This is a genomic window from Cobetia sp. 14N.309.X.WAT.E.A4, from assembly GCF_030397495.1.
GTDB lineage: Bacteria > Pseudomonadota > Gammaproteobacteria > Pseudomonadales > Halomonadaceae > Cobetia > Cobetia marina.
The window spans coordinates 155189-174008 of record NZ_JAPNXT010000006.1 but is presented as its reverse complement, the minus strand read 5'-3'; the positions used below and the strand labels follow the sequence as shown (position 1 = coordinate 174008).

At 68.0% G+C, this 18820-nt stretch carries 17 protein-coding genes; all 17 read right to left on the bottom strand.

The window, feature by feature from the left end; all coding sequences use genetic code 11:
• Window positions 1-177: 177 nt before the first annotated feature.
• The 17 genes from OW493_RS10320 to OW493_RS10240 all read right to left on the bottom strand — a co-directional run bounded on the left by OW493_RS10320 (window position 178) and on the right by OW493_RS10240 (window position 18512).
• Window positions 178-1434, bottom strand: a complete 1257-nt coding sequence (locus OW493_RS10320) for a beta-ketoacyl-ACP synthase (RefSeq protein ID WP_289864048.1) — start codon at window positions 1432-1434, stop codon at window positions 178-180.
• Window positions 1434-2228, bottom strand: a complete 795-nt coding sequence (gene fabG / locus OW493_RS10315) for a 3-oxoacyl-ACP reductase FabG (RefSeq protein ID WP_289864047.1) — start codon at window positions 2226-2228, stop codon at window positions 1434-1436. Before fabG ends, OW493_RS10320 begins: the two co-directional genes overlap by 1 nt.
• A complete protein-coding gene (locus tag OW493_RS10310; RefSeq protein ID WP_289864046.1) occupies window positions 2228-2872 on the bottom strand; it encodes a hypothetical protein in 645 nt (214 codons plus the stop codon). Before OW493_RS10310 ends, fabG begins: the two co-directional genes overlap by 1 nt.
• Window positions 2866-4167: a beta-ketoacyl-ACP synthase gene (locus OW493_RS10305; protein WP_289864045.1), complete on the bottom strand. Its 1302-nt coding sequence runs from the start codon at window positions 4165-4167 to the stop codon at window positions 2866-2868. Before OW493_RS10305 ends, OW493_RS10310 begins: the two co-directional genes overlap by 7 nt.
• A 23-nt stretch (window positions 4168-4190) precedes the next feature.
• Window positions 4191-4733, bottom strand: a complete 543-nt coding sequence (locus OW493_RS10300) for a DUF3261 domain-containing protein (RefSeq protein ID WP_289864044.1) — start codon at window positions 4731-4733, stop codon at window positions 4191-4193.
• 158 nt (window positions 4734-4891) lie between these two features.
• A complete protein-coding gene (locus OW493_RS10295) occupies window positions 4892-6286 on the bottom strand; it encodes a tryptophan 7-halogenase (RefSeq protein WP_289864042.1) in 1395 nt (464 codons plus the stop codon).
• Window positions 6287-6370: 84 nt separating this feature from the next.
• Window positions 6371-8794 (bottom strand): hypothetical protein, encoded by a 2424-nt coding sequence (locus OW493_RS10290; RefSeq protein WP_289864112.1) that lies wholly within the window; start codon window positions 8792-8794, stop codon window positions 6371-6373.
• Window positions 8791-9366, bottom strand: coding sequence for a LolA-related protein (locus OW493_RS10285; protein WP_136938820.1), 576 nt, complete (start codon window positions 9364-9366; stop codon window positions 8791-8793). The genes OW493_RS10290 and OW493_RS10285 overlap by 4 nt, the downstream gene beginning before the upstream one ends.
• Window positions 9366-9965 (bottom strand): acyl-CoA thioesterase, encoded by a 600-nt coding sequence (locus OW493_RS10280; RefSeq protein ID WP_289864040.1) that lies wholly within the window; start codon window positions 9963-9965, stop codon window positions 9366-9368. The genes OW493_RS10285 and OW493_RS10280 overlap by 1 nt, the downstream gene beginning before the upstream one ends.
• Window positions 9962-11569 carry an aromatic amino acid ammonia-lyase gene (locus OW493_RS10275; protein ID WP_289864039.1) on the bottom strand — a complete coding sequence of 536 codons (1608 nt, stop codon included), beginning with the start codon at window positions 11567-11569 and terminating at the stop codon, window positions 9962-9964. Before OW493_RS10275 ends, OW493_RS10280 begins: the two co-directional genes overlap by 4 nt.
• A 153-nt stretch (window positions 11570-11722) precedes the next feature.
• Window positions 11723-13672, bottom strand: a complete 1950-nt coding sequence (locus OW493_RS10270) for a glycosyltransferase family 2 protein (RefSeq protein WP_289864037.1) — start codon at window positions 13670-13672, stop codon at window positions 11723-11725.
• Window positions 13669-15660: an AMP-binding protein gene (locus tag OW493_RS10265; protein ID WP_289864036.1), complete on the bottom strand. Its 1992-nt coding sequence runs from the start codon at window positions 15658-15660 to the stop codon at window positions 13669-13671. The genes OW493_RS10270 and OW493_RS10265 overlap by 4 nt, the downstream gene beginning before the upstream one ends.
• A complete protein-coding gene (locus OW493_RS10260) occupies window positions 15660-16271 on the bottom strand; it encodes a hypothetical protein (RefSeq protein ID WP_077375266.1) in 612 nt (203 codons plus the stop codon). The genes OW493_RS10265 and OW493_RS10260 overlap by 1 nt, the downstream gene beginning before the upstream one ends.
• Complete coding sequence (locus tag OW493_RS10255) at window positions 16268-16540, bottom strand: acyl carrier protein (RefSeq protein WP_240499665.1); 273 nt, start codon at window positions 16538-16540, stop codon at window positions 16268-16270. Before OW493_RS10255 ends, OW493_RS10260 begins: the two co-directional genes overlap by 4 nt.
• Window positions 16530-16799: a phosphopantetheine-binding protein gene (locus tag OW493_RS10250; RefSeq protein WP_077375262.1), complete on the bottom strand. Its 270-nt coding sequence runs from the start codon at window positions 16797-16799 to the stop codon at window positions 16530-16532. Before OW493_RS10250 ends, OW493_RS10255 begins: the two co-directional genes overlap by 11 nt.
• A gap of 160 nt (window positions 16800-16959) precedes the next feature.
• Window positions 16960-17805, bottom strand: a complete 846-nt coding sequence (locus OW493_RS10245; protein WP_289864034.1) for a lysophospholipid acyltransferase family protein — start codon at window positions 17803-17805, stop codon at window positions 16960-16962.
• A complete protein-coding gene (locus OW493_RS10240; protein ID WP_289864033.1) occupies window positions 17805-18512 on the bottom strand; it encodes a beta-ketoacyl synthase chain length factor in 708 nt (235 codons plus the stop codon). Before OW493_RS10240 ends, OW493_RS10245 begins: the two co-directional genes overlap by 1 nt.
• Window positions 18513-18820: the final 308 nt, after the last annotated feature.

Sequence of the window (18820 nt, the reverse complement as noted above, 5' to 3'; positions counted from 1 at the left end):
ACAGGGTTTGACTGGCTCGACGCCAGGGAATATCGCCTTCATCCAGCCAACGGCGTGAGCCAATCACACCATAGACCATGCAGCGGGCGCGTATCTTGCGCCAGTTGTGACCCGCTGCAAAGTCGTCTGGTGGCGACAGTCACACGCCCGATGACACCGAGGGCCGTGCGGGCGTCGTCAGCCCTGCCAGCGCCGCAGGATCAGCGAGGTGTTGATGCCGCCGAAGGCGAAGTTGTTGCTCATCACCGTATCCGTCTCGATCTCGCGGCCGCCGTCACGCAGGTAGTCCAACGTCGCGCAGCGCGGGTCGATGTCCTTGAGGTTGGCGGTGCCGTGGAACCAGCCTTCGCGCATCATCTCGATGGCGATCCAGGCTTCCAGCGCACCGCAGGCCCCCAGGGTATGGCCGGTGTAGCTCTTGAAGGCACTGATGGGCGTGCGTTCCCCGAACACGGCATGGGTGGCGTGACTCTCGGCGATGTCGCCGCGCTCGGTGGCGGTGCCATGCGCGCTGACATAGCCGATCTCGCTGGCCGAGAGGCCGGCATCGTCAAGGGCCATGCGCATCGCGGCCTCCATCATGTCGGCGTCCGGCTGGGTGACGTGGCGGCCATCGGAGTTGGTGCCGAAGCCGAGAATCTCGGCGTGGATGGTCGCGCCACGCGCCAGGGCGTGGTCCAGCTCCTCGAGGATCAGCGTGCCGGCGCCTTCGCCGATCACCAGGCCATCGCGCTCGGCATCGAAGGGTCGCGGCGAGCGGTCCGGGCGGTCATTGCAGGTGCTGGTGGCGAACAGGGTGTCGAACACCGCGGCATCGGCGGCGGACAGCTCCTCGCAGCCCCCGGCGACCATCGCTATCTGGCGGCCGAAGCGAATCGCCTCATAGGCATAGCCGATGCCCTGGCTGCCGGAGGTGCAGGCGCTGGAGGTGGTGTGGATCCGCCCCTTGATGCCGAGAAAGACCCCGATGTTCACCGGCGCGGTATGCGCCATCATGCGGATGTAGGAGTTGGCGTTGAGGCCATCGGTAGAGTGGTTGATCAGCATGTTGCCGAAGTCCGCCACCGCGTCCGGCTCACCGGCGGACGCGCCGTAGGCGATGCCCATCTGGCCGCTCTCCTTGAGCGGGCTGTCACTCAGTCCCGCGGCTTCCAGCGCCAGCTCGCTGGAGCGGGTCGCCAGCTGGGCCACGCGCCCCATGCTGCGCAGCGCCCGGCGGTTGTAGTGCTTGGGCAGTTCGAAATCGCTGACCGGCGCGCCGAGACGCGTGTTGAGGCCGTCGTACTTGTCCCAATCCTCGATATAGCGGATGCCGGTGCGGCCCGCGGCCAGATTGGCGCGCAGGGTCGGCCAGTCATTGCCGATGGGCGAGAAGCCATGCATGCCGGTGACGACGACGCGATGGCCGCGCAGCGGGGAAGAGGGAGCTGTCATCAGAACATCCCTCCGTTCACCGCGATGGTCTGGCGGGTGATGTAGCCGGCATCCTTCGAGCACAGGAAGGCCACGGTGGCGGCGACTTCCTCGGCCTCGCCCGCGCGGCGCATGGGAATCATCTTCAGCGCCTCGTCCATCTCGACCCCTTCGGTCATCTCGGTGGCGATGACCCCCGGCGCGACGGCATTCACGGTGATGCGGCGCTTGGCCAGCTCCACCGCCAGCGCCTTGACCGCGCCGATCAGCCCCGCCTTGGCGGCGGAATAGTTGACCTGACCGCGATTGCCCATCATGCCGGACACCGAGGACATCACGATGATGCGCCCCGGCTTGCGGCGACGCACCATCGGCATCGCCAGCGGCTTGACCACGTTATAGAAGCCATCGAGGTTGGTGCGGATCACGCTGTCCCAGTCCTCATCGGTGAGCGCCGGGAAGGCGTTGTCGGCGTGGATGCCGGCATTGCAGATGACGCCGTAGTAGCAGCCGTGGGCCTCGACATCGGCCTCCAGTGCGCTGCGTGCGGCCTCGCGGTCGGCGACATCGAAGCTCAGGATGCGCGATTCACCGCCCAGGGCGCTGATCTCGCGGGCGACCTCCTCGGCGGCGTCACGTCGGGAGCGGCAGTGCAGCACCAGATTGTAGCCTTCGCGGGCCAGACGCAGCGCGATGGCGCGGCCGATGCCACGGCTGGAGCCGGTGACCAGAATCCACTCGCGCGTCTCATTGGCAGCGGCGGCACCCTGGTTGTCGGCAGGGGAAGTTCGAGTAGCGGGGAGTGTGACGGACATCAGACATTACCTTGCGGTGCGGCACCGGCAGCATCCTGCTGACCGGGTGAGTGTTCTTGTGAGTGTTCTGGTGAGTGCCCCTGTGGGCCTGCTTCGGGGCTTCCTTCCTTCGACACGGCAGACGCCATGGCCTGGGCGGGCGGCTCGAAGACATTCACGCCGGCACGGGCGACCTGCGTGCCGTGCTCGTCGCTGAGGGTGGCCTTGAAGGCGCCCAGGCCGTTGTCGGCGCGATAGTCGAGCTGCACGTCTATCTGCCAGCGTTGCCCGCAGGCGAAGGCGGGCAGATCGCTCTCATAGCGGCGGCTGCCGAGCAGAAACCCGACACGGGGTGACTGGCCTGTGCGCGCGGCCTGCAGGCCGGACCAGGCGGCGATGGCCTGGGCCATCCACTCGAGCCCGACCCAGGCGGGAATCACGGCCTGGCCAGCGCCGTCCAGCTCCGCGAACAGATCCTCGGGCGAGGGGCGCACGCTCGCGCTCAGCGAGTGCTCGTCACAGGCCAGTACCTCATCCAGCAGGCACATGCCCGCCTCGTGTGGCACATAGGGGCCGATGGCGCAGGGCATGACGGGATAGCCCTCGTCACGGGAAGACGTGCCGTCGGGTAGCGGCGTGGCGGGGGTAGCGGTCGGGGTCAGCATGCAGAGGACTCCGGGTCGGTGGCGTGACGCTCCAGTATCAGCGAGATGTTGTTGCCGCCGAAGGCGAAGGCATTGCTCATCACTCTGAGCGGCGGGGTCTCGGGGCGGTCACGATAGACGATGTTGAGCGCGGGCAATGACGGGTCCAGCGCCTCACGCGGGGTGGCGTGCGGCGGCAGGCGACCATGTTCCAGCGTCAGCCAGCAGAAGGCGGCTTCCAGTGCCCCGCAGGCCCCCAGCGTATGGCCGGTGAGGGCCTTTGTGGAACTGACGGCGGGCGGGCGGCTTGCGGCCTTGTCGCCATCGGGACCGAACAGGCGGCTGATGGCGAGGCTTTCCATGGCGTCATTGAGCGGCGTGGCCGTGCCGTGCAGGTTGATGTAGTCGATCTCGCCGGGGGCGCGGCCGGCGCTGGCGAGCGCGCCACGCATCGCGGCCTCGGCACCGCTGCCATCCGGGCAGGGCGCGGAGATGTGATGGGCATCGCTGGATTCGCCGACGCCGGTCAGCTGCACGCCGCCGTGCTCCGGCGTGACCACGAACAGCACCGCGGCCTCGCCCAGATTGATGCCGTCGCGCGCGGCGCCCAGCGGCTGGCTTTGCTGGCGGCTGACGGCCTCCAGACTCATGAAGCCCTTCACCGTCATGTGGCACAGGCTGTCGGCCCCACCGGCGATCACCGCATCACACTGCCCGGAGGCCAGTAGACGCCGTGCGCTGGCCAGGGCCTTGGCGCTGGAGGTGCAGGCGGTGGAGAGGGTGTAGACCGGCCCGCGCGCGCCGCTCAACCAGGCCACGCACTCGGCGGGCGCGCCCAGTTCCTGACGGCGGTATTCAAAGCTCTCCGGCCAGCTGTCGGCGCTCGGCGTGCCCCGGGCAACGGCGGCGCGCTGGGCGTCCATCGCAGCTTCCGTCTCACCGATACCGGAGGTACTGGTGCCCAGCACCACGCCGATGCGCTCCGGCGCGATGCCCTGGCGCTTGAGGGCCTCAAGCTCCGGTGTCAGCTGCTCAAGCGCGGTGGCCAGCAAGCGGTTGTTGCGTGAGCGCAGCGGGGCCGGCCAGTCGCTGTCATCCACCAGCCGCGCGGTGACACGGCCCAGAGACAGCGGCGTGCCGGGACTGAAGTCATCACTGACGCGCAGGCCGCGACTGGCGCTGAACAGCGCACTGCTGATCAGCCCGTGGTCGGCGCCCAGCGGACAGACGATACCGGGCCGAGACAGACGGCATGGGCTGCGAGGGGTGAGGCCATGGCGGGTATCAGGTGCCTCGGGTGTGACGGGTTCAGTCATGCGGGGAAGCTTCCGGTGAGTCGTCAGGGGCTGGGGGAAGACAGGGGATCTAGCGTCATCTGCATCTCGGTGGCCGGGTCCCGCAGGATCACGCGGCCTTTGGCGTCGCGGGTCAGCTCGGCCATGCGCTCGCCATCGCGCAGGATGAGGCGCTGCGAGGCCTGGTGAGGCGTGTCCCACTCGCCGTGCTGCACCAGTTGCCAGGCGCTGCCGGCAAAGGCGTCATCGATCGCGGCCTGTGGCCAGTGGACCCAGGCGATGCGACGGGCCAGCCAGTCGGCGGTGAAGGGCAGCTTGTCGAGCACCTCGGGGCGGGCCTTCTCGAAGCGGCTGCCATCGGCGTCATGCACCAGTGTCAGCAGTCGCTGGCCCTGCACGCTGAGCAGCACCAGCCGCATGGCCTCGGGCGATTGGCGCAGCACGCCGATGAGGGGCGGCAGGTCGCGAGCCTCGTCCTCAGCGGCGTCTGCTGCCGCGCGATTCTCGCTGGCCTCACTCTTGTTACGCTCAACGCGCAGAATCAGACGTTGGGTGCTGCTCTCCTGCAGGCTCGTCAGGGCCGGCATCGGGCTCTCGGCGCTGAGCGGACCGGGCACGAGCAGGCTGCAGCCGCTCAACAGCAGGCTGGTCGCCAGCAGCAGTCCGACGGATCGCCGCCCGACAGAACACTTTCTGAAAGAGCGCAGTCCGACTGAGATGGCATGAGGCGAGAGACGCATGGATATCATGACGATACTTTACCTTTTCTGGCGTCATTCTGCCGCGTGCCGGCCGTTGAGAGAGCGCTTGCGGCGTGCTCGCAGGTCTCCGCTTGCGTCGCCTGCGCTGCCGAGAGCGTGGCCAGTGCGGTCAGGCGACGACGACTGGCGCTGACGAAGGGATTGGCCTCGTCCCAGGCGTAGCCGGCGAGGACCGAGCTGATCATCTGGCGAATGCGGTCCGGCGAGCGAGGGTGATAGATGATGTTGGTCAGGCGGCTGTCGTACCAGGCGGTGACGAACTCGCGGAACACCTCGATGCCACGCCGCAACGGCTGCTCGTATTCGCGAGCCCAGTCCGGGCGCTGCTCATCACGGGTCGCGGTCAGTTCGCGCGCGACCAGCGGCGCGGCGCGCAGGGCGGATTCCAGCGCGATGGTCACGCCGGAGGAGAACACCGGGTCCAGAAACTCGCCGGCATTGCCGAGCAGTGCATAGCCCGGGCCATGCAGGCGGCTGACATCGGCGCTGTAACCGCCCAGCGACTGCACGGCATTGGCGGGCGTGGCATCGCGCAGCAGCTCCGCCAGGCGCGGTTCTTCCATCACCCACTGCCACAGGCGTGTCTGCGCATCGTCCTCGGCGGCAGGCTCGATCAGCTCACGCGGGCCGACCACGCCCAGCGAGGCGCGGCCATTGGCGAAGGGAATCAGCCAGTACCAGACATCCGGATGCTTCGGGTGCGAGGCGATCAGGATAGTGTCGCGACGATAGCCCTCGGCGGGCGGCGCGAGGTCGGCGATGCCATCGTGGACGTGGCCGAACAGCGCCATGCGCGGCTCCAGACGCGGATCACGCTCAAGCGATTCGAGCCGTGCCAGCACGCGCCCATAGCCGCTGGCATCCAGCACGAAGGCGGCCTGAAGCTCGCGGCCATCGGCCAGCGTGAGACGCGGCCCCTGGGCATGGCCAGCGGTGTCACTCTGCGTGGGGCGAGCGGGAGTGAAACCCGTGACGGTGACGCCGAATTCGACCTCGGCCCCCGCCGCCCGTGCGCCTTCGATCAGACGCTGGTCAAAGTCGGCGCGCTCCACCTGCCAGGTGGTGCCGGGGCCGTCGCTGAACTTGTCGCGGAAGTCGATCACGCGATGCTCGCCGCGGCGGGTGAAGGCCGCACCGGTCTTGCGCTGATAGCCTCCGGCGGCGGCGGCCTCCATCAGGCCACAGGCCTCCAGATGCTGCATGCAGCGCGGCAGCAGGCTCTCGCCGATGGAGAAGCGCGGGAAGTGGCTGCGCTCCAGCACGCGCACGGCGTGGCCGGCGCGCGCCAGCCAGGCTGCCGCCGCCGCACCGGCAGGTCCGGCGCCGATGATGATGACTTCCTTGCGTGGTGGGTTGTTGCTGCGATCTGCCGATTCCATGGCATCGTCCCCTGTCGTTGTCGTTATGTGTTCATGACGGCATTCGTGTTCCCGCCTCCGTCTGGCCCGTGTGACGAGATCGCCTCAACTGCGGGCGAAGGGCACCAGGCACCAGGTGGCCGTCAGCCCCAGCAGGCAGGCCAGCCCCAGTGCGGCCAATGCCGGTGTCTGACTGAAACTCAACAATCCGAAGGCTAGCAGGCTGGAGGCACATGACAGCGAGATCGCCAGCAGACTGGCTTGCGAGGCGCGGCTGGCGGTGTCTCCGCTCCTGTCTTTTTCTGCGCTGCGCGCAGGATTACCTTTCTCTGCGCTGCGCGCGGGATGCTCGGCACAGAAGATACCCGCATCCAGGCCAATCCCCAGTACCAGCAGCAGGCCCAGCAGGTGGAACAGGTTGAGGCCGACGCCCGCCAGCGTCAGGGCCGACAGCGTCAGTACCAGTCCGCCCAGCGGCGGCAGCAGGGCGCGCCAGGTGCTGCGGCGATAGCGCAGCGCCAGCAGCAGGCTGATCACCACCACCGCAGCACTGACCAGCCAGGCCATTTCGCTGCGAATGCTGCCGAGCGTCGTCGAAAGCCTGGCGACCTGATCGACGTACTCGAGGCGGTCATCGCCTGCCGCGAGGCGTACCAGGGCGGCGCTACCCTCGGCCGTGACGTCACCAAAGCGCACGATGCCGATGGCGGCAGTGCGTGAGTCGAGCCACAGTCGCTGGCCCATCTCGCCGGCAGGCAGCGTGACCCAGTCGGCAGGGCGCAGCGGATGGGCGCTTTCGATGGCCTGCTCGGCCCGCGTGAGCAGCGCGGCGGGCAGGCCTGCGGTGCTCAGCACCTGGGGCAGCAGGGTGCGGGTGCGCTCACGCATGGCGCCGAGATTGGCCTGCTGCTGGGCAAACGTCGGCAGTTGCTGGGCGAGGCTCGCCCAGTGCCCCAGTTGCTGCTGGGCATTCAGCTGCTGGAAGGTGCCTTCCAGTGCCTGCAGGCGCGTGAGCAGCGCGGCGTCATCCTCGGCCTGCACGATCAGGTAGCGCAGGCCGTCCGGTTCGGCGAGCAGGCGCTGTACCTCGCGTTGCTCATCGATCAGCGACGCAGGCGAGGGGTTGAGCTGAGTGAGACGGTCATCGCTGCGCAGTCCGTAGAGGCTCGCCAGCGCGGCCACCAGCAGCAGACTCAGCGCCTGCCAGCTGCGCCTGCCGGGAAGTACGCGTGCCAGCCATCCTGCAGTGCGGGCGGCGGGGGAATCCTCGCGGGTGGCATCCGCCGGTAGCGAGAGACGCGGCAGCCACAGGCGCACGCTCAGCCAGGCGCCGAGCAAGCCGAGGGCGGCGAACATGCCCATCTGGCGCAGGCCGGGCATCGGCGTCAGGGTGATGGCCAGATAGGCGGCGAGGCTGGAGCAAAGGCCCAATGTCAGGCCCGGCCACAGCGCGGCGAGTCCGCCGCGACCGTCTGTCGTCGCCAGGCGGCGCATGCATTCCAGATGCAGCACGTAATCGATGGAGATGCCGATCAGGCTGGCGCCGAAGGCCAGCGTCAGAACGTGCAGGCTGCCGAAGGCCCACCAGGTCAGCGGCAGCGCGAACAGCACGCCCGTGGCCACCGGTACCAGCAGCAACGGCAGCCGTCGCGGAGTGCGGAACACCGCCCACAGCAACAGCAGCACGCCGATCAGCGAGCCGAGCCCGATGGTCGACATCTCCTGTCTGGCCTGCTGCGCTCCGGCACTGGCATGGAAGACCAGTCCGGAGCGCAGCAGCCTGACGTCGGGGTAGTCGGCCTTCACGCCATCCACGGCCTGTTCCAGCGCCTGCTGATCCCCCATCGCGTAGGCGCTGCCGGTGAGGGTGGCGCTGATCAGGCGATAGCCGCTACCGCCTTCTTCGCTGTTCTGCTCGTCACTGTCCTGTTCGTTACTGACTGAGCCAGCGGAAGCCGGCGCACGCAGCAACAGCTGGCCGCCGGACAGCGACAGGTTGGCGGGCGTCAGCCAGCTCTGCCAGGCGCCGGCGAGGCCGAAGGGGTCACGGATCAGGTCGCGCTGGCCGCCGGGCTGGAACAGTTGCCTGAGGGCGCGCGCCTGCCAGTCATCGTCACTCAGGCCTGCAAGCGACGGGGCGATCAGGGCCGGTTGGACCTCTGCCGGCAGGCGCAGGCTTTCGAGGCTCTTGCCGTCATCCAGCCTCGCGATGGGCGCGAGCGCCTGACGCAGCGCCTGGGCGGCGGCGTCACGCTGCTTGAGTGACGTGGCGCTGGCATCGCGTGTGCCGACCAGAATCACCAGCCGATTGGCGGTGTCCTCCAGCGATTCGGCGCGCGCGGCCAACGGGCTGCGTTCCTGCGCTGGCAGCATGGCGGTGATGCGGGTGTCGATCGCGCCTCGCCATGGGCTCTGCGGGGCGAGTTTCCCGGCCAGCAGCACCGCGCACAGCAGCAGCACGCCGGCCCACAGCCAGCGCCAGGCGGCGCGATCCAGCCCCGTGTCATGCGAGTCGCCGCGCCCTGTCATTCGGGGCACTGATCGCGCGGTGTCAGGGTCAGGGCGAGACGGTCACCGTCGCCGCTGGTGAGGGTCAGGTGGTCAAGCCAGCTGCCACCCTCGATCTCGAGGTGCTCGATGGCCTCGGCCAGACGGGCATCACGCGGTGTCAGGCTGGCCTGCCAGTCATCCGCGCTGCCGGTGAGCGTCAGGGTGAAGTGCTCCTCGAGCGCCTGCCAGTCGCCGTGGAAGAAGTTGACCAACAGCTCCGCCATCGCCTGCTGGTCGGCGGGCAGCGGCTCGCCATCCGGGCCTTCGCTGGCATTCGGGCGCATCTCGAGACGGTCCTCGATGGGGGAGGTGGTTTCCCACACCAGGCCTTCGGGCGCGTTCGGATCCCCGATCAGATGGAACTGGCCACGACTCTTGAGCTGTGCGCCGACATCCTCGAGCCAGCGGGTCTGCTGGAAATCACCGCAGACAGGGGCGGTGCGCGCCAGCTGTTGGGTCAGGGCGCGGGCGTCGAATTCGGCGGCGCTGGCCCCGAAGGCACTGGCAGTCAGCAGCAGGGTAGTGGCGGCAATGGCAAGGCGTGACGTCATCACGGCGTTCCTCGTGTCGGGGGCGGGGTGGCAGGCGCGTCCTCGTCGGCTGTCTGTGACGGGTCTGCCTGCGACGGGCTGGTCTGTGACTGGCTGGCCTGCCAGGCGGCCAGCCGCTCGCTGAGCGCAGGCGGCGAGGCCAGCAGCATCTCACCATCCGCGAGTCCGACGGCGACCTGCACGCTATGGCCACGGGTCAGGCGCTTGCCGCTCTCGACATCGCGGATCACGTAATCGAGCTTGAGGCGGTTTTCCCACTCGCGCAGGCGCGCGGTGACGGCGATGCGCTGGCCGAAGCGCGCCGGGCCCGCGTAGCGCAGGCGCAGGTCGATCACCGGCCAGGCATAGCCTGACTCGCGCATCTGCGAGTAGTTGTAGTCGAGCATGTCGAGCAGCTTGCAGCGGGCGATCTCGAGATAGCGCACGTAATGGCCGTGCCAGGCGACTTCCATCATGTCGACGTCGTGGAAGGGCACTTCCATTTCCACCGTGGCGCTGGGCATCGGCGTTTCGGCGGGCTGGTTCATGGCGTTTTTCTCGCTCAAGGCTGTCTGCTCGCTCAGGGCTGTTTTCTCGCTCAAGGCTGTCCGCTCGCTCATGCGTGGGCCTCGTCTGTGCTCAGGGCCCAGTGGCGCTCACGGATGCGCGCACACAGCAGGCGCAGATCGGCCTCCAGACCGCGATCTTCCTCGAGCGGGGCGATGTCCTCGCGCAGCTCGCTGACGAAGGCCGCCAGGCTCGGCGGCGTGGCGCTGTGGCCGGCGATGGCGGCGCGTTGCTCACAGCCCTGCGCGGCGGCGTGCAGGGTGGCGGCGGCGACCTGCTCGACCAGCGCCAGCACGCGCAGGGCATCCCGCGCGGCGATGGTGCCCATGCTGACCTTATCCTGATTGTGGCATTCGGTGGAGCGCGAGAAGACGCTGGCCGGCATGGTCAGCTTGAGGGCTTCCGCCGTCCAGGCCGAGGCGCCGATCTGCACCGCCTTGTAGCCATGGTTGAGCGGCGCGCGCTCAGGCGTGGCACCGCTGAGGTTGCTGGGCAGGCCACGGTTGTAGCGGCTGTCGACCAGCAGGGCCAGCTGGCGGTCGAGCAGGTCGGCCAGGTTGGCGACCGCCGTCTTGAGGCTATCCATCACCATCGCCACATGGCCGCCGTAGAAGTGGCCGCCGTGGAGGATCTTGCCCGCCTCGACATCGATCAGCGGGTTGTCGTTGGCGCTGTTGAGCTCGGTCTCCAGGAAGCGGCGCCACCAGTCGAGACTGTCCTCGACCACGCCGATGACGTGGGGCGCGCAGCGCGTCGAGTAGCGGTCCTGCAGGCGCGGTGAGTTGATCGGTGTGGCATCGACCTCCGGTGCCGCCGGGTGGGCCAGATCATCACGCAGCCACTGTGCCACGCGGGCCTGACCGGGATGCGGCTTGGCGGTGAACAGGTCGGCATCGAAGTGGTAGGGATTGCCTTCCAGCGCCTGCACGCTGAGCGCGGTGATGCGCGCACTCAGACGGCTGAGGTAGCAGGTGCGACCGAAGGCCAGTGCAGCGAGGGCCGTCATCACGGCGGTGCCGTTCATCAGCGCCAGGCCTTCCTTTGGGCGCAGCACATAGGGTGTCAGGCCGTGCTGGGCGAAGACGTCAGCGGTCGGGCGCAGCGCATGTGGCTGGCCTACGCCGGGGCGCACCCACACCTCGCGCTCGCCACACAGCACGGCGGCGAGATAGGACAGCGGAGTGAGATCGCCACTAGCGCCCACCGAGCCTTCCTCGGGGATGCGCGGCAGGATGTCGTGGTCGAGCAGCCAGACAAGGCGTTCCAGCAGCGCCAGGCTGACCCCGGAGACACCACGGCACAGCGAGACGAGGCGCACCATCACCACCGCGCGGCTGCTGACCACGTCAAGGTCCGCGCCCATGCCACAGCCGTGGAAGGTGTAGAGGTGGCGTGGCAGGGCCTCGAGGTCTTCCGCGCCTTGCACGGCGCGGGTCACGGAATCGCCGTAGCCGGTGGTGACGCCGTAGACCACGCCTTCCTCCTCCAGCAGGCGTTCCAGCAGGGCGGGGCCTGCCTCGATGCGCGCTCGAAAGGCAGGCGCATCACTCAGACGTACGCCACACCGGCCCTCGGCGACGTCGATCAGCTGCTCGAGGGTGATATCACTGCCGTCGAGCGTCAGCGCCGGGGCAGTGGTTGAGACGGGATATGACATGACGAGGTACCTGAAAGCCGAGAGCCTGAAAGACGGACAACTGAATCTGAACCGGAACCTGAACCTGAACCTGAATCTGAGCCTGAGCTTGATCCTGAATCTGAACCTGAAACTGAAACTGAAACAGAGAAAGACGGGGTGACGCGCCAGCCGTCAGGTCACTCGCTCGGACCCCGAGGCACCTTCGCTAGAGGTCGGGACGTCGGGCGCCTGGTGCCAGAAGTCGAAGAAGTTGAACCATTGCAGCGGGTGGCGTTTCACGCGGGCTTCCAGATGGCCAGCATGGCGCTGCATGGCCTGCTCAATCCATGCCTCGCGGGTGCTGCGCTTGACGGCGCGGCTGTCATCGAAGGGCGCGAAATCGACCCGGAAGCGGGGATTGGCACCGCCCTGCTCTCGCACGCAGCTCAGGGTGTAGACGTGACAGCGCAGCAGCGCCGCCAGCATGAAGGGGCCCACGGGGAAGGGCGCAGGTTGATCGATGAAGTCGCAGTGCTGGACACGGGCGCGGGTGACGGCGCTCTGTTCCACGCTCTCCCGCTCGCTTCCCCCCGCGTTTTCCCGTTCTGCCGCCACGCTTTCGGGGGGAATCGGCACGCGGTCCGCGGCGATGACCACGAAGCCACCGCGATTGACGCGGTCACCCAGCGCCATGGCGGTGGCGGGGGTGATCTCGCTGACCTCGATCATCTGCGGCGGCTTGCGCCCGGTGGCCTGTTCCAGCAACTGGTTGAACTTCTCGGCGTGACGCGTGTGCACCAGCGCGCACAGGTCGATGTCGTGGCGCTCGCCGATGGCATTGATCACATCCAGATTGCCGTGGTGGGCGACGAGGATGATGCCGCCCTCGCCACGCAGCGCGGCATCGCGCAGGTCTTCCGGGCCGGTGCCGGTCAGCGAGGAGAGCGGAATCTCGCCGCTCCAGGCCGAGACCTTGTCCATGATCGCCTCACCGAACTGCATGAAGTGGGCGAAGCTTCTGGCCCACAGGCGCACGCCGCCAAGTCCGGGCTCCAGGCGTCTGAGGTAATCGAAGGAGGCACGTCGCGCCACGCCGCGCAGCAGGAAATACCACATCAGCACCGGGAACAGCGCGATGCGAAACGGCCAGGCCCCGAGCCGACGGCGGATCGTCACCATCAGCCGCATGCCGCTCAATGAGCCGGTTTCGGATAGGCGGGCCCAGTGATTGGGCGCGACGCTGTCGTCGGCGGTCTGTGCTGCACGGTCTTCGCCATCTGTCAGCGCGTCATCTTGAGCGTGGGCGGTTTGCCGCTTGCCGCCTCGGCGGCTCAGCGTGCGCCAGGCCAGTGTCGGCGAGCGCAGCAGCATGCCGCAGAACAGGCGGGTATGCATGGCGCTGATCAACAGGTTGTCGTGGCCGGGGCGGAAGTGGCTGACGCCTCCGGTGGGATAGCTGACACGCACCGGCAGGTTGGCCACCTCCCCCCCGGCCCAGTACCAGCGCACCAGTACCTCGGTGTCGAAGGACATGCGATCGCCACAGTCATTGCGCGCCAACAGGCGATTGGTGGCGGCCAGCGGGTAGAGGCGCACGCCGCACATGGTGTCGCGGATGGCCAGTGACAGGGTGTTGATCCATACCCAGACATGTGAGGCGTAGCGACCGTAGAAGCGGATGCGCGGCACGCTGGCATCGTATTCGGGATAGCCGATCTGCAGGCAGTCGGGATTGTCCTGCATGCCCTTCAGGAAGGCGGGCAGGTCACTGACATCGTGCTGGCCATCGGCGTCCACCTGCAGGGCATGGGTGAAGCCGAGCTGCTCGGCAGCCTGCAGGCCACTGCGCACCGCCGCTCCCTTGCCGCCGTTGTGCGTGCGACGCACCAGGTGATGGCCCTCGGCCGCCAGCTGATCGAGTACCTCGGCGCAGGGGGCACTGCAGCCATCATCCACCAGCACGATGGGCAGGCCGAGCGGTGCCAGGCCCGCACACACGCCGGCGATGGTGGCGGGGTGATCGTAGACCGGGATCACCACGCAGGCGCGCAGGGCGTTGCTCTGTTCAGGAGCGCTCTGGCGAGAGAGATGCTGCTCAGAATCGTGCTGCGAGTCGCTCACAGGCGCAGGGGATTGGCTCATGACGCCTCCGAGGTGGAATGGGGGGATGGGGTGGCCGCGGGCCCGTCATCGCGGGTGACGTCCGGAGCATGCGGCTGACCATGACGCAGCCGTCCACTGGCATGCAGGCCTGCGCGGGATTCCAGCCGGAAGTCGAGGCGCAGGCCCTGGGCGTCTTCCAACAGGTGAGTGCTCAGCGTGAAGCGCATGCCGGGCAGCAGCAGGTTGGAGAATTTGAGGCGTTCCAGGCGCAGGAAGGGCGCATCGTCCATGCCTACGCCGTTCACCCGCAGTGTCCTGCCTTGCTCGCGTGCCCACTTGAGCATCACCACGCCCGGCACCAGCGGTTGGGCGGCGAAGTGGCCGTCGAGATAGACCAGACCATCAGGCACCTCGGCTTCCAGGGTGTTCTGCTGTGGCCCGCTGGAGGTGTCTCCCAGCCAGCGTGGCAGGCGCGGATCATCGAGATCGGCGAACAGCCGCGCGATGGAGTCCGCGGTGAACTTGCCCTGGGCATTGAGCGGCAGGCGCGTGACGAAGCGCCAGTAGCGCGGCAGGGCGATGCGCTCGAAGCCCGGCATCAGCGCGCGGCGCAGGCGGGCGATCAGATCGCGGCGGCTGGAGTGATCCTGCGGCAGCGCGCACTCATCCATCACCACCACTGCGCCCAGGCGATGCTCACGCGTGGGCATCGGCAGGCAACGCACTTCAAGCACCTCCGCTTGCTCGCTCAGGCAGCGCTCCACCGCGCTCAACGAGACCCGCTTGCCGGCCAGCTTGACCAGCCGATCACTGCGCCCCAGCAGCTGAAAGCGTGGCGCCGCGTTCCGTGCGTCGTCACCCTCTGCCGCGTCCTCCACCAGCGCCGCCTTGTCGGCCTGCTGCCACCATTGATCAGGCGCTGCCAGAAATGGCGAGCGCACCGCGAAGTCCGGCGAGAAGGTGATCTCCACTGCCGGCAGCGGCGTCCAGTGGGCTGTCTCTTGCTGGCGGCGCCGGGCGATGCCGCCCGTCTCGGTGCTGCCATAGAGTTCGATCACCGGCGCCTTCAGGCTGGCCTCGGCATGACGGGCAGCCTCGGCCGGCAGCGGAGCGCCCGAAGAAAAGACCCGCAATACCTGACCGAGTTCCGCCAGAGGGACGGCGGATGGCGTCTGTTCATCGGTCTGTGGCAGACGCGCCAGCTGGGCCGGAGAGCTGACCAGCTGGCAGCGATGACCAAGCCCGGAAAGCTGAGCGATGGCGGCGGCCAGCTGCTCCGGGTAGTGGCAGGCTTCGCTCAGGAACGGCACGCCTTCGCTGAGCGGACGCAGCAGCGAGACCAGCAGGCCGTAGATGTGCTGATGGCTGACCTGACTGAGGCTGACGGTGTCCGGCGTGGACGCCAGGGCTGTATCAGGGCCTGTCGCCAGCGGCCATAGCGCGCGATGCACGGCCAGTTCGGCCTCGAGCTGGTCGAAGCGCTTGGCGATGCGCAGTGGCTCGCCGGTGGAGCCGGAGGTGCAAAGCTCCAGTGCGATGCGTGCGGCATCGGGCGTGGTGTCCGGTCGTACAGGGGCAGGGGCAGAAGCCGTCGCGGCAGTACCTGCAGGGTCGGGCTGTCCCGGTGGCCAGCCATCGGCGGTGGTCTCGGGGAGCTGGCCGGCGCTGTCGCCCGCCAGACGTGCCAGGGTCTCGGGGCGGTCATCTCCCGGCAGGATCGCCCGCATGCCGCGTTCCCACAGCGCCAGCAGCTGTACGCAGGCGCCCAGCGTGGTGGGCTGGAACAGCACCCAGCGTGCGCCGGGCTGGCGGGCGTCGTGATCACCGGGCAGGCAGTCCAGCCAGTGATGCCAGGCGTCCACGCGCGCCATCAGTTCGGCACGCGTCAATGCGCGCAGTGGGTGACCGGGGATGGCCAGCCAGCAGGCCGGCGCCTCGGGTGACTGTTCGGCGAGTTGACGCCAGACATGCTGCGTCAACAGCGACGTGACCGGCGTATCCGGGCTGACGGGAGATGAGTCAGGCATCAGGTGTGTGAACTCCGCAGGCGACGGCGAACCAGCCATTCACCGCCGAACAGGAGGCCCATCAGCACATAGCTGATCAGGCCGTTGTAGAGCGTCCAGGTCGCCAGGTCGGCATGCAGGGCCGTCCAGCCGGCGATGCTGGCATTGAAGAGGAAGAAGGCACACCACACCCGGGTGACCTGGCGGGTGTAGCGCACGCCGGCAGGGGGCAGGTCGGGTTCCTTGAGGCGTGCGAGGCGCTCGATCACCGGCATGCCGCGCCACAGGCTGGTGGCGAAGACGCTGAGCATGGCCAGATTGACCAGTACCGGATAGGCCCGCAGCCCGAGTTCGGCCTCGCTCGCCACGCTGATGCCCACCAGCAGGGCGGCCAGACCCAGGCGCAGTGCCGGATGCAGCGGCAGGCGCTGGATCAGCAGGGCGCCGAACAGGATCAAGGCCCACACCCAGGGCGACGAGTGTCCACTGACCGCGCCGCTGTCTGCGGTGAGGCGCGACAGCAGGGCGTAGACCAGCAGTGGCCAGCCAAGAGCGGCCACGATGCCCAGCACGCCGAGCAGCACCCTGCTCAGTGCGGGGCGCGTGCGGCTGTCAGGGGACGACGGCGTCATGCCTGGCGCTGTGTCAGCTGTTCGACGGCGGTGACCACATCGTTGAGCGTGCGCACGCTCTTGAAGTCGTTGGCGTCGATGCGTCGGCCGGTGAACTTCTTGAGCTCGACCACCAGGTCCACGGCATCGATGCTGTCGATGTCGAGATCCTCGTAGAGGCGCGCCTCGGGGTGGATGTCAGCGGCCTCGATCTCGAACAGCTCGATCAGGGTGCTGCGGACATGGGCGTAGATCTCCTCGCGGGAGGGGGTCGGTTGATCAGCGCTCACGACGGGCCTCCACCATCTCGCGCAGCGCGTTGAGGCTGGCGAAGTGGGCCCGGGTGTCCTCGGATTCGGCATCCAGGGTGATGCCGTAGCGCTTCTGCAGCGCGAGGCCCAGCTCCAAGGCGTCAATCGAATCCAGCCCCAGGCCGTCCACGAACAGCGGCTCATCGGCGACGATGTCGTCCGGGGTGATGTCTTCAAGCTCCAGCGTATCGATGATCAGCTGCTTGAGTTCCAGTTCCAGCGAGGTGGTATCACTCATGGGAAATCCTCTCTCTAGCGCGTCAGGGTCGTTGATCCATGGATCAGCGATGATGTCGGGGGTCAGTCATTCAATAACGGCAGATATGCCATCTGGATGAATCTGCGGCATGCCTTCGTGACATGTCTGCCACTCATGCCTGGCCTTCCTGCACAGACTTTCATGCCTGATGGGGGCTGTCAGGCTCCGCGATGGCCTGCTGGAAACGCTCGAGCTGCGTGGCGAAGGTGCCCGCCAGCTGGCGGGTCAGTTCGCGGGCATCCCGGGACAGCGGCGCCTCCGGCTCATCCTGCTCCTGTGTACGGGAGACCTCGGGGGCCATGTCCGGCAGTACCTTGAGGTTGAGCATCACGCGCTGCGCGGGGATGTGGTACCAGGGCTCGCCCTTGGTCAGCGTGCTGGGCTGGCAGTCGATGAGCACCGGGGTGATGTCACAGGGCGTGCGCAGGGCGATGTTGGCGGCGCCGCGACGGAACTTCAGGGCGCGGCCCGGCACGCTGCGTGTCCCCTCGGGGAACAGGATCAGGGCGTTGCCCTTGGCCAGGCTCTCGCGGGCGGCATCCATCACGCCTTGTGGCTCGTTGTTGGTGATATAGCCGGCGGCGCGGATCGGGCCGCGAGTGAACGGGTTGCGGGCCAGACGCCCCTTGACCACGCAGTCGGCGTGGGGGATCAGCGCGATCAGGAAGACCACGTCGATCAGTGTGGGGTGATTGGCCAGCACCAGCAGCCCCGGGCGCTGCAGACGCTGACAGTCGTGCAGACGGTAGTCGAGCACACCCAGGCCGCGCATCAGCTGGAGGAAGCCGCGCATGGCGTGATGGATGATGCGGCGCGCCAGGCGCTGGCGGCGTTCGCCATCGCGCATGCTCACTGTCAGCAGGGGCAGCAGCCCCCCCAGCAGCAGGCCACCCAGTCCGAAGACGCTGAAGCTGATGGCGGTGGCGATGCCACGCCACAGGCGCCCGAGGGGGGAGGATAGCCAGAAGGCACGACGAGGCGTCATCACTGCGGCGCGGCGTCAGTGGCGGGAGGAGGGTTCAGTTGCCAGGCCTGCCGGCGACAGACGAGCGGTGTCTGTCCGGCGGCTTCCAGCCACTCGATCACCTCGATGGGGGTCGGGGCGTGGTGGGCCGGCTCCTCGGCGTCGACTGGCAAGGCGGCGAGCCGCGGGGCCTCAGGCGAGGTACGGCTCAAGCGCATGGCGACGGCACTGGCATGCTCGGGATAGTCGCCGTGGTGCTGGAAGGCCTCTGGCGCGGCGATATCGGAGAACAGCACGATGACTTCCTCCCGCTCCCCCAGATAGCCGAGCGCTTCGCTCATCAGTGCATCGAACTCGTCACCGCAGGCGGCGAGCGCCTCGAGCGGCTGATGGGACTGACGCGTGATCGAGTACATGCCAAGGATGGCGTTGTGCACCGAGAGCGAGAAGCGTGCGGGTGACAAGGCTTCCTGCGGCTGGGTGGCCGAGTCGAGCAGGGCAAGTATCTTGCTGGTGTCGCCATGTCGGGAGGCGTGGATGATCGGCAGATCGCCCTCAGGGTCGAGGGTGAACAGCAGCTTGCAGCATGCCTGCCCGACCGGACTCAGTCGGCGGCGCAGCATCGCCGGTACCTGTTCGGCACGCGGGGAGGAGGTGATGTCGGTGCGACCGTCGTGGGTTGTGCGTGTCGCACTCGCCTGCCAGGCTCGCCAATCAGTCAGACGCATGAGGTTCCTGTCCGTGAACGCATCGTTGCCATATTGGAGCCTCAGTGTACCGCAGGGGAAACGGCCAGCCCAAGCCAGCGGCCCATCAGGCCGACCGTTGGCGCTCTGGTGGACAAATGCCCGATGCCGGCCGAGTGAGACGTCGCGGACCCGGCGCCTCGCGCCACCGCGCGCTGGGCGCCTTGCGGGCATGAGCACTGGACTGCCCGCGATGACGGTGTAAGGTGTCGCTTCAGCTAGCCAGAGGCCGAGGGCCTGAGGGCGATGGGAGCGCCGGCAGCGGGGGCGTGTGCGCCTGCCGGGCGGTC

Excerpts from the sequence above, each read along its gene's own strand:
- OW493_RS10320 (WP_289864048.1), bottom strand. The coding sequence starts at position 1,434 with ATGACAGCTCCCTCTTCCCCGCTGCGCGGCCATCGCGTCGTCGTCACC.
- fabG (WP_289864047.1), bottom strand. The coding sequence starts at position 2,228 with ATGTCCGTCACACTCCCCGCTACTCGAACTTCCCCTGCCGACAACCAG.
- OW493_RS10310 (WP_289864046.1), bottom strand. The coding sequence starts at position 2,872 with ATGCTGACCCCGACCGCTACCCCCGCCACGCCGCTACCCGACGGCACG.
- OW493_RS10305 (WP_289864045.1), bottom strand. The coding sequence starts at position 4,167 with ATGACTGAACCCGTCACACCCGAGGCACCTGATACCCGCCATGGCCTC.
- OW493_RS10300 (WP_289864044.1), bottom strand. The coding sequence starts at position 4,733 with ATGCCGGCCCTGACGAGCCTGCAGGAGAGCAGCACCCAACGTCTGATT.
- OW493_RS10295 (WP_289864042.1), bottom strand. The coding sequence starts at position 6,286 with ATGGAATCGGCAGATCGCAGCAACAACCCACCACGCAAGGAAGTCATC.
- OW493_RS10290 (WP_289864112.1), bottom strand. The coding sequence starts at position 8,794 with ATGACAGGGCGCGGCGACTCGCATGACACGGGGCTGGATCGCGCCGCC.
- OW493_RS10285 (WP_136938820.1), bottom strand. The coding sequence starts at position 9,366 with ATGACGTCACGCCTTGCCATTGCCGCCACTACCCTGCTGCTGACTGCC.
- OW493_RS10280 (WP_289864040.1), bottom strand. The coding sequence starts at position 9,965 with ATGAGCGAGCGGACAGCCTTGAGCGAGAAAACAGCCCTGAGCGAGCAG.
- OW493_RS10275 (WP_289864039.1), bottom strand. The coding sequence starts at position 11,569 with ATGTCATATCCCGTCTCAACCACTGCCCCGGCGCTGACGCTCGACGGC.
- OW493_RS10270 (WP_289864037.1), bottom strand. The coding sequence starts at position 13,672 with ATGAGCCAATCCCCTGCGCCTGTGAGCGACTCGCAGCACGATTCTGAG.
- OW493_RS10265 (WP_289864036.1), bottom strand. The coding sequence starts at position 15,660 with ATGCCTGACTCATCTCCCGTCAGCCCGGATACGCCGGTCACGTCGCTG.
- OW493_RS10260 (WP_077375266.1), bottom strand. The coding sequence starts at position 16,271 with ATGACGCCGTCGTCCCCTGACAGCCGCACGCGCCCCGCACTGAGCAGG.
- OW493_RS10250 (WP_077375262.1), bottom strand. The coding sequence starts at position 16,799 with ATGAGTGATACCACCTCGCTGGAACTGGAACTCAAGCAGCTGATCATC.
- OW493_RS10245 (WP_289864034.1), bottom strand. The coding sequence starts at position 17,805 with ATGACGCCTCGTCGTGCCTTCTGGCTATCCTCCCCCCTCGGGCGCCTG.
- OW493_RS10240 (WP_289864033.1), bottom strand. The coding sequence starts at position 18,512 with ATGCGTCTGACTGATTGGCGAGCCTGGCAGGCGAGTGCGACACGCACA.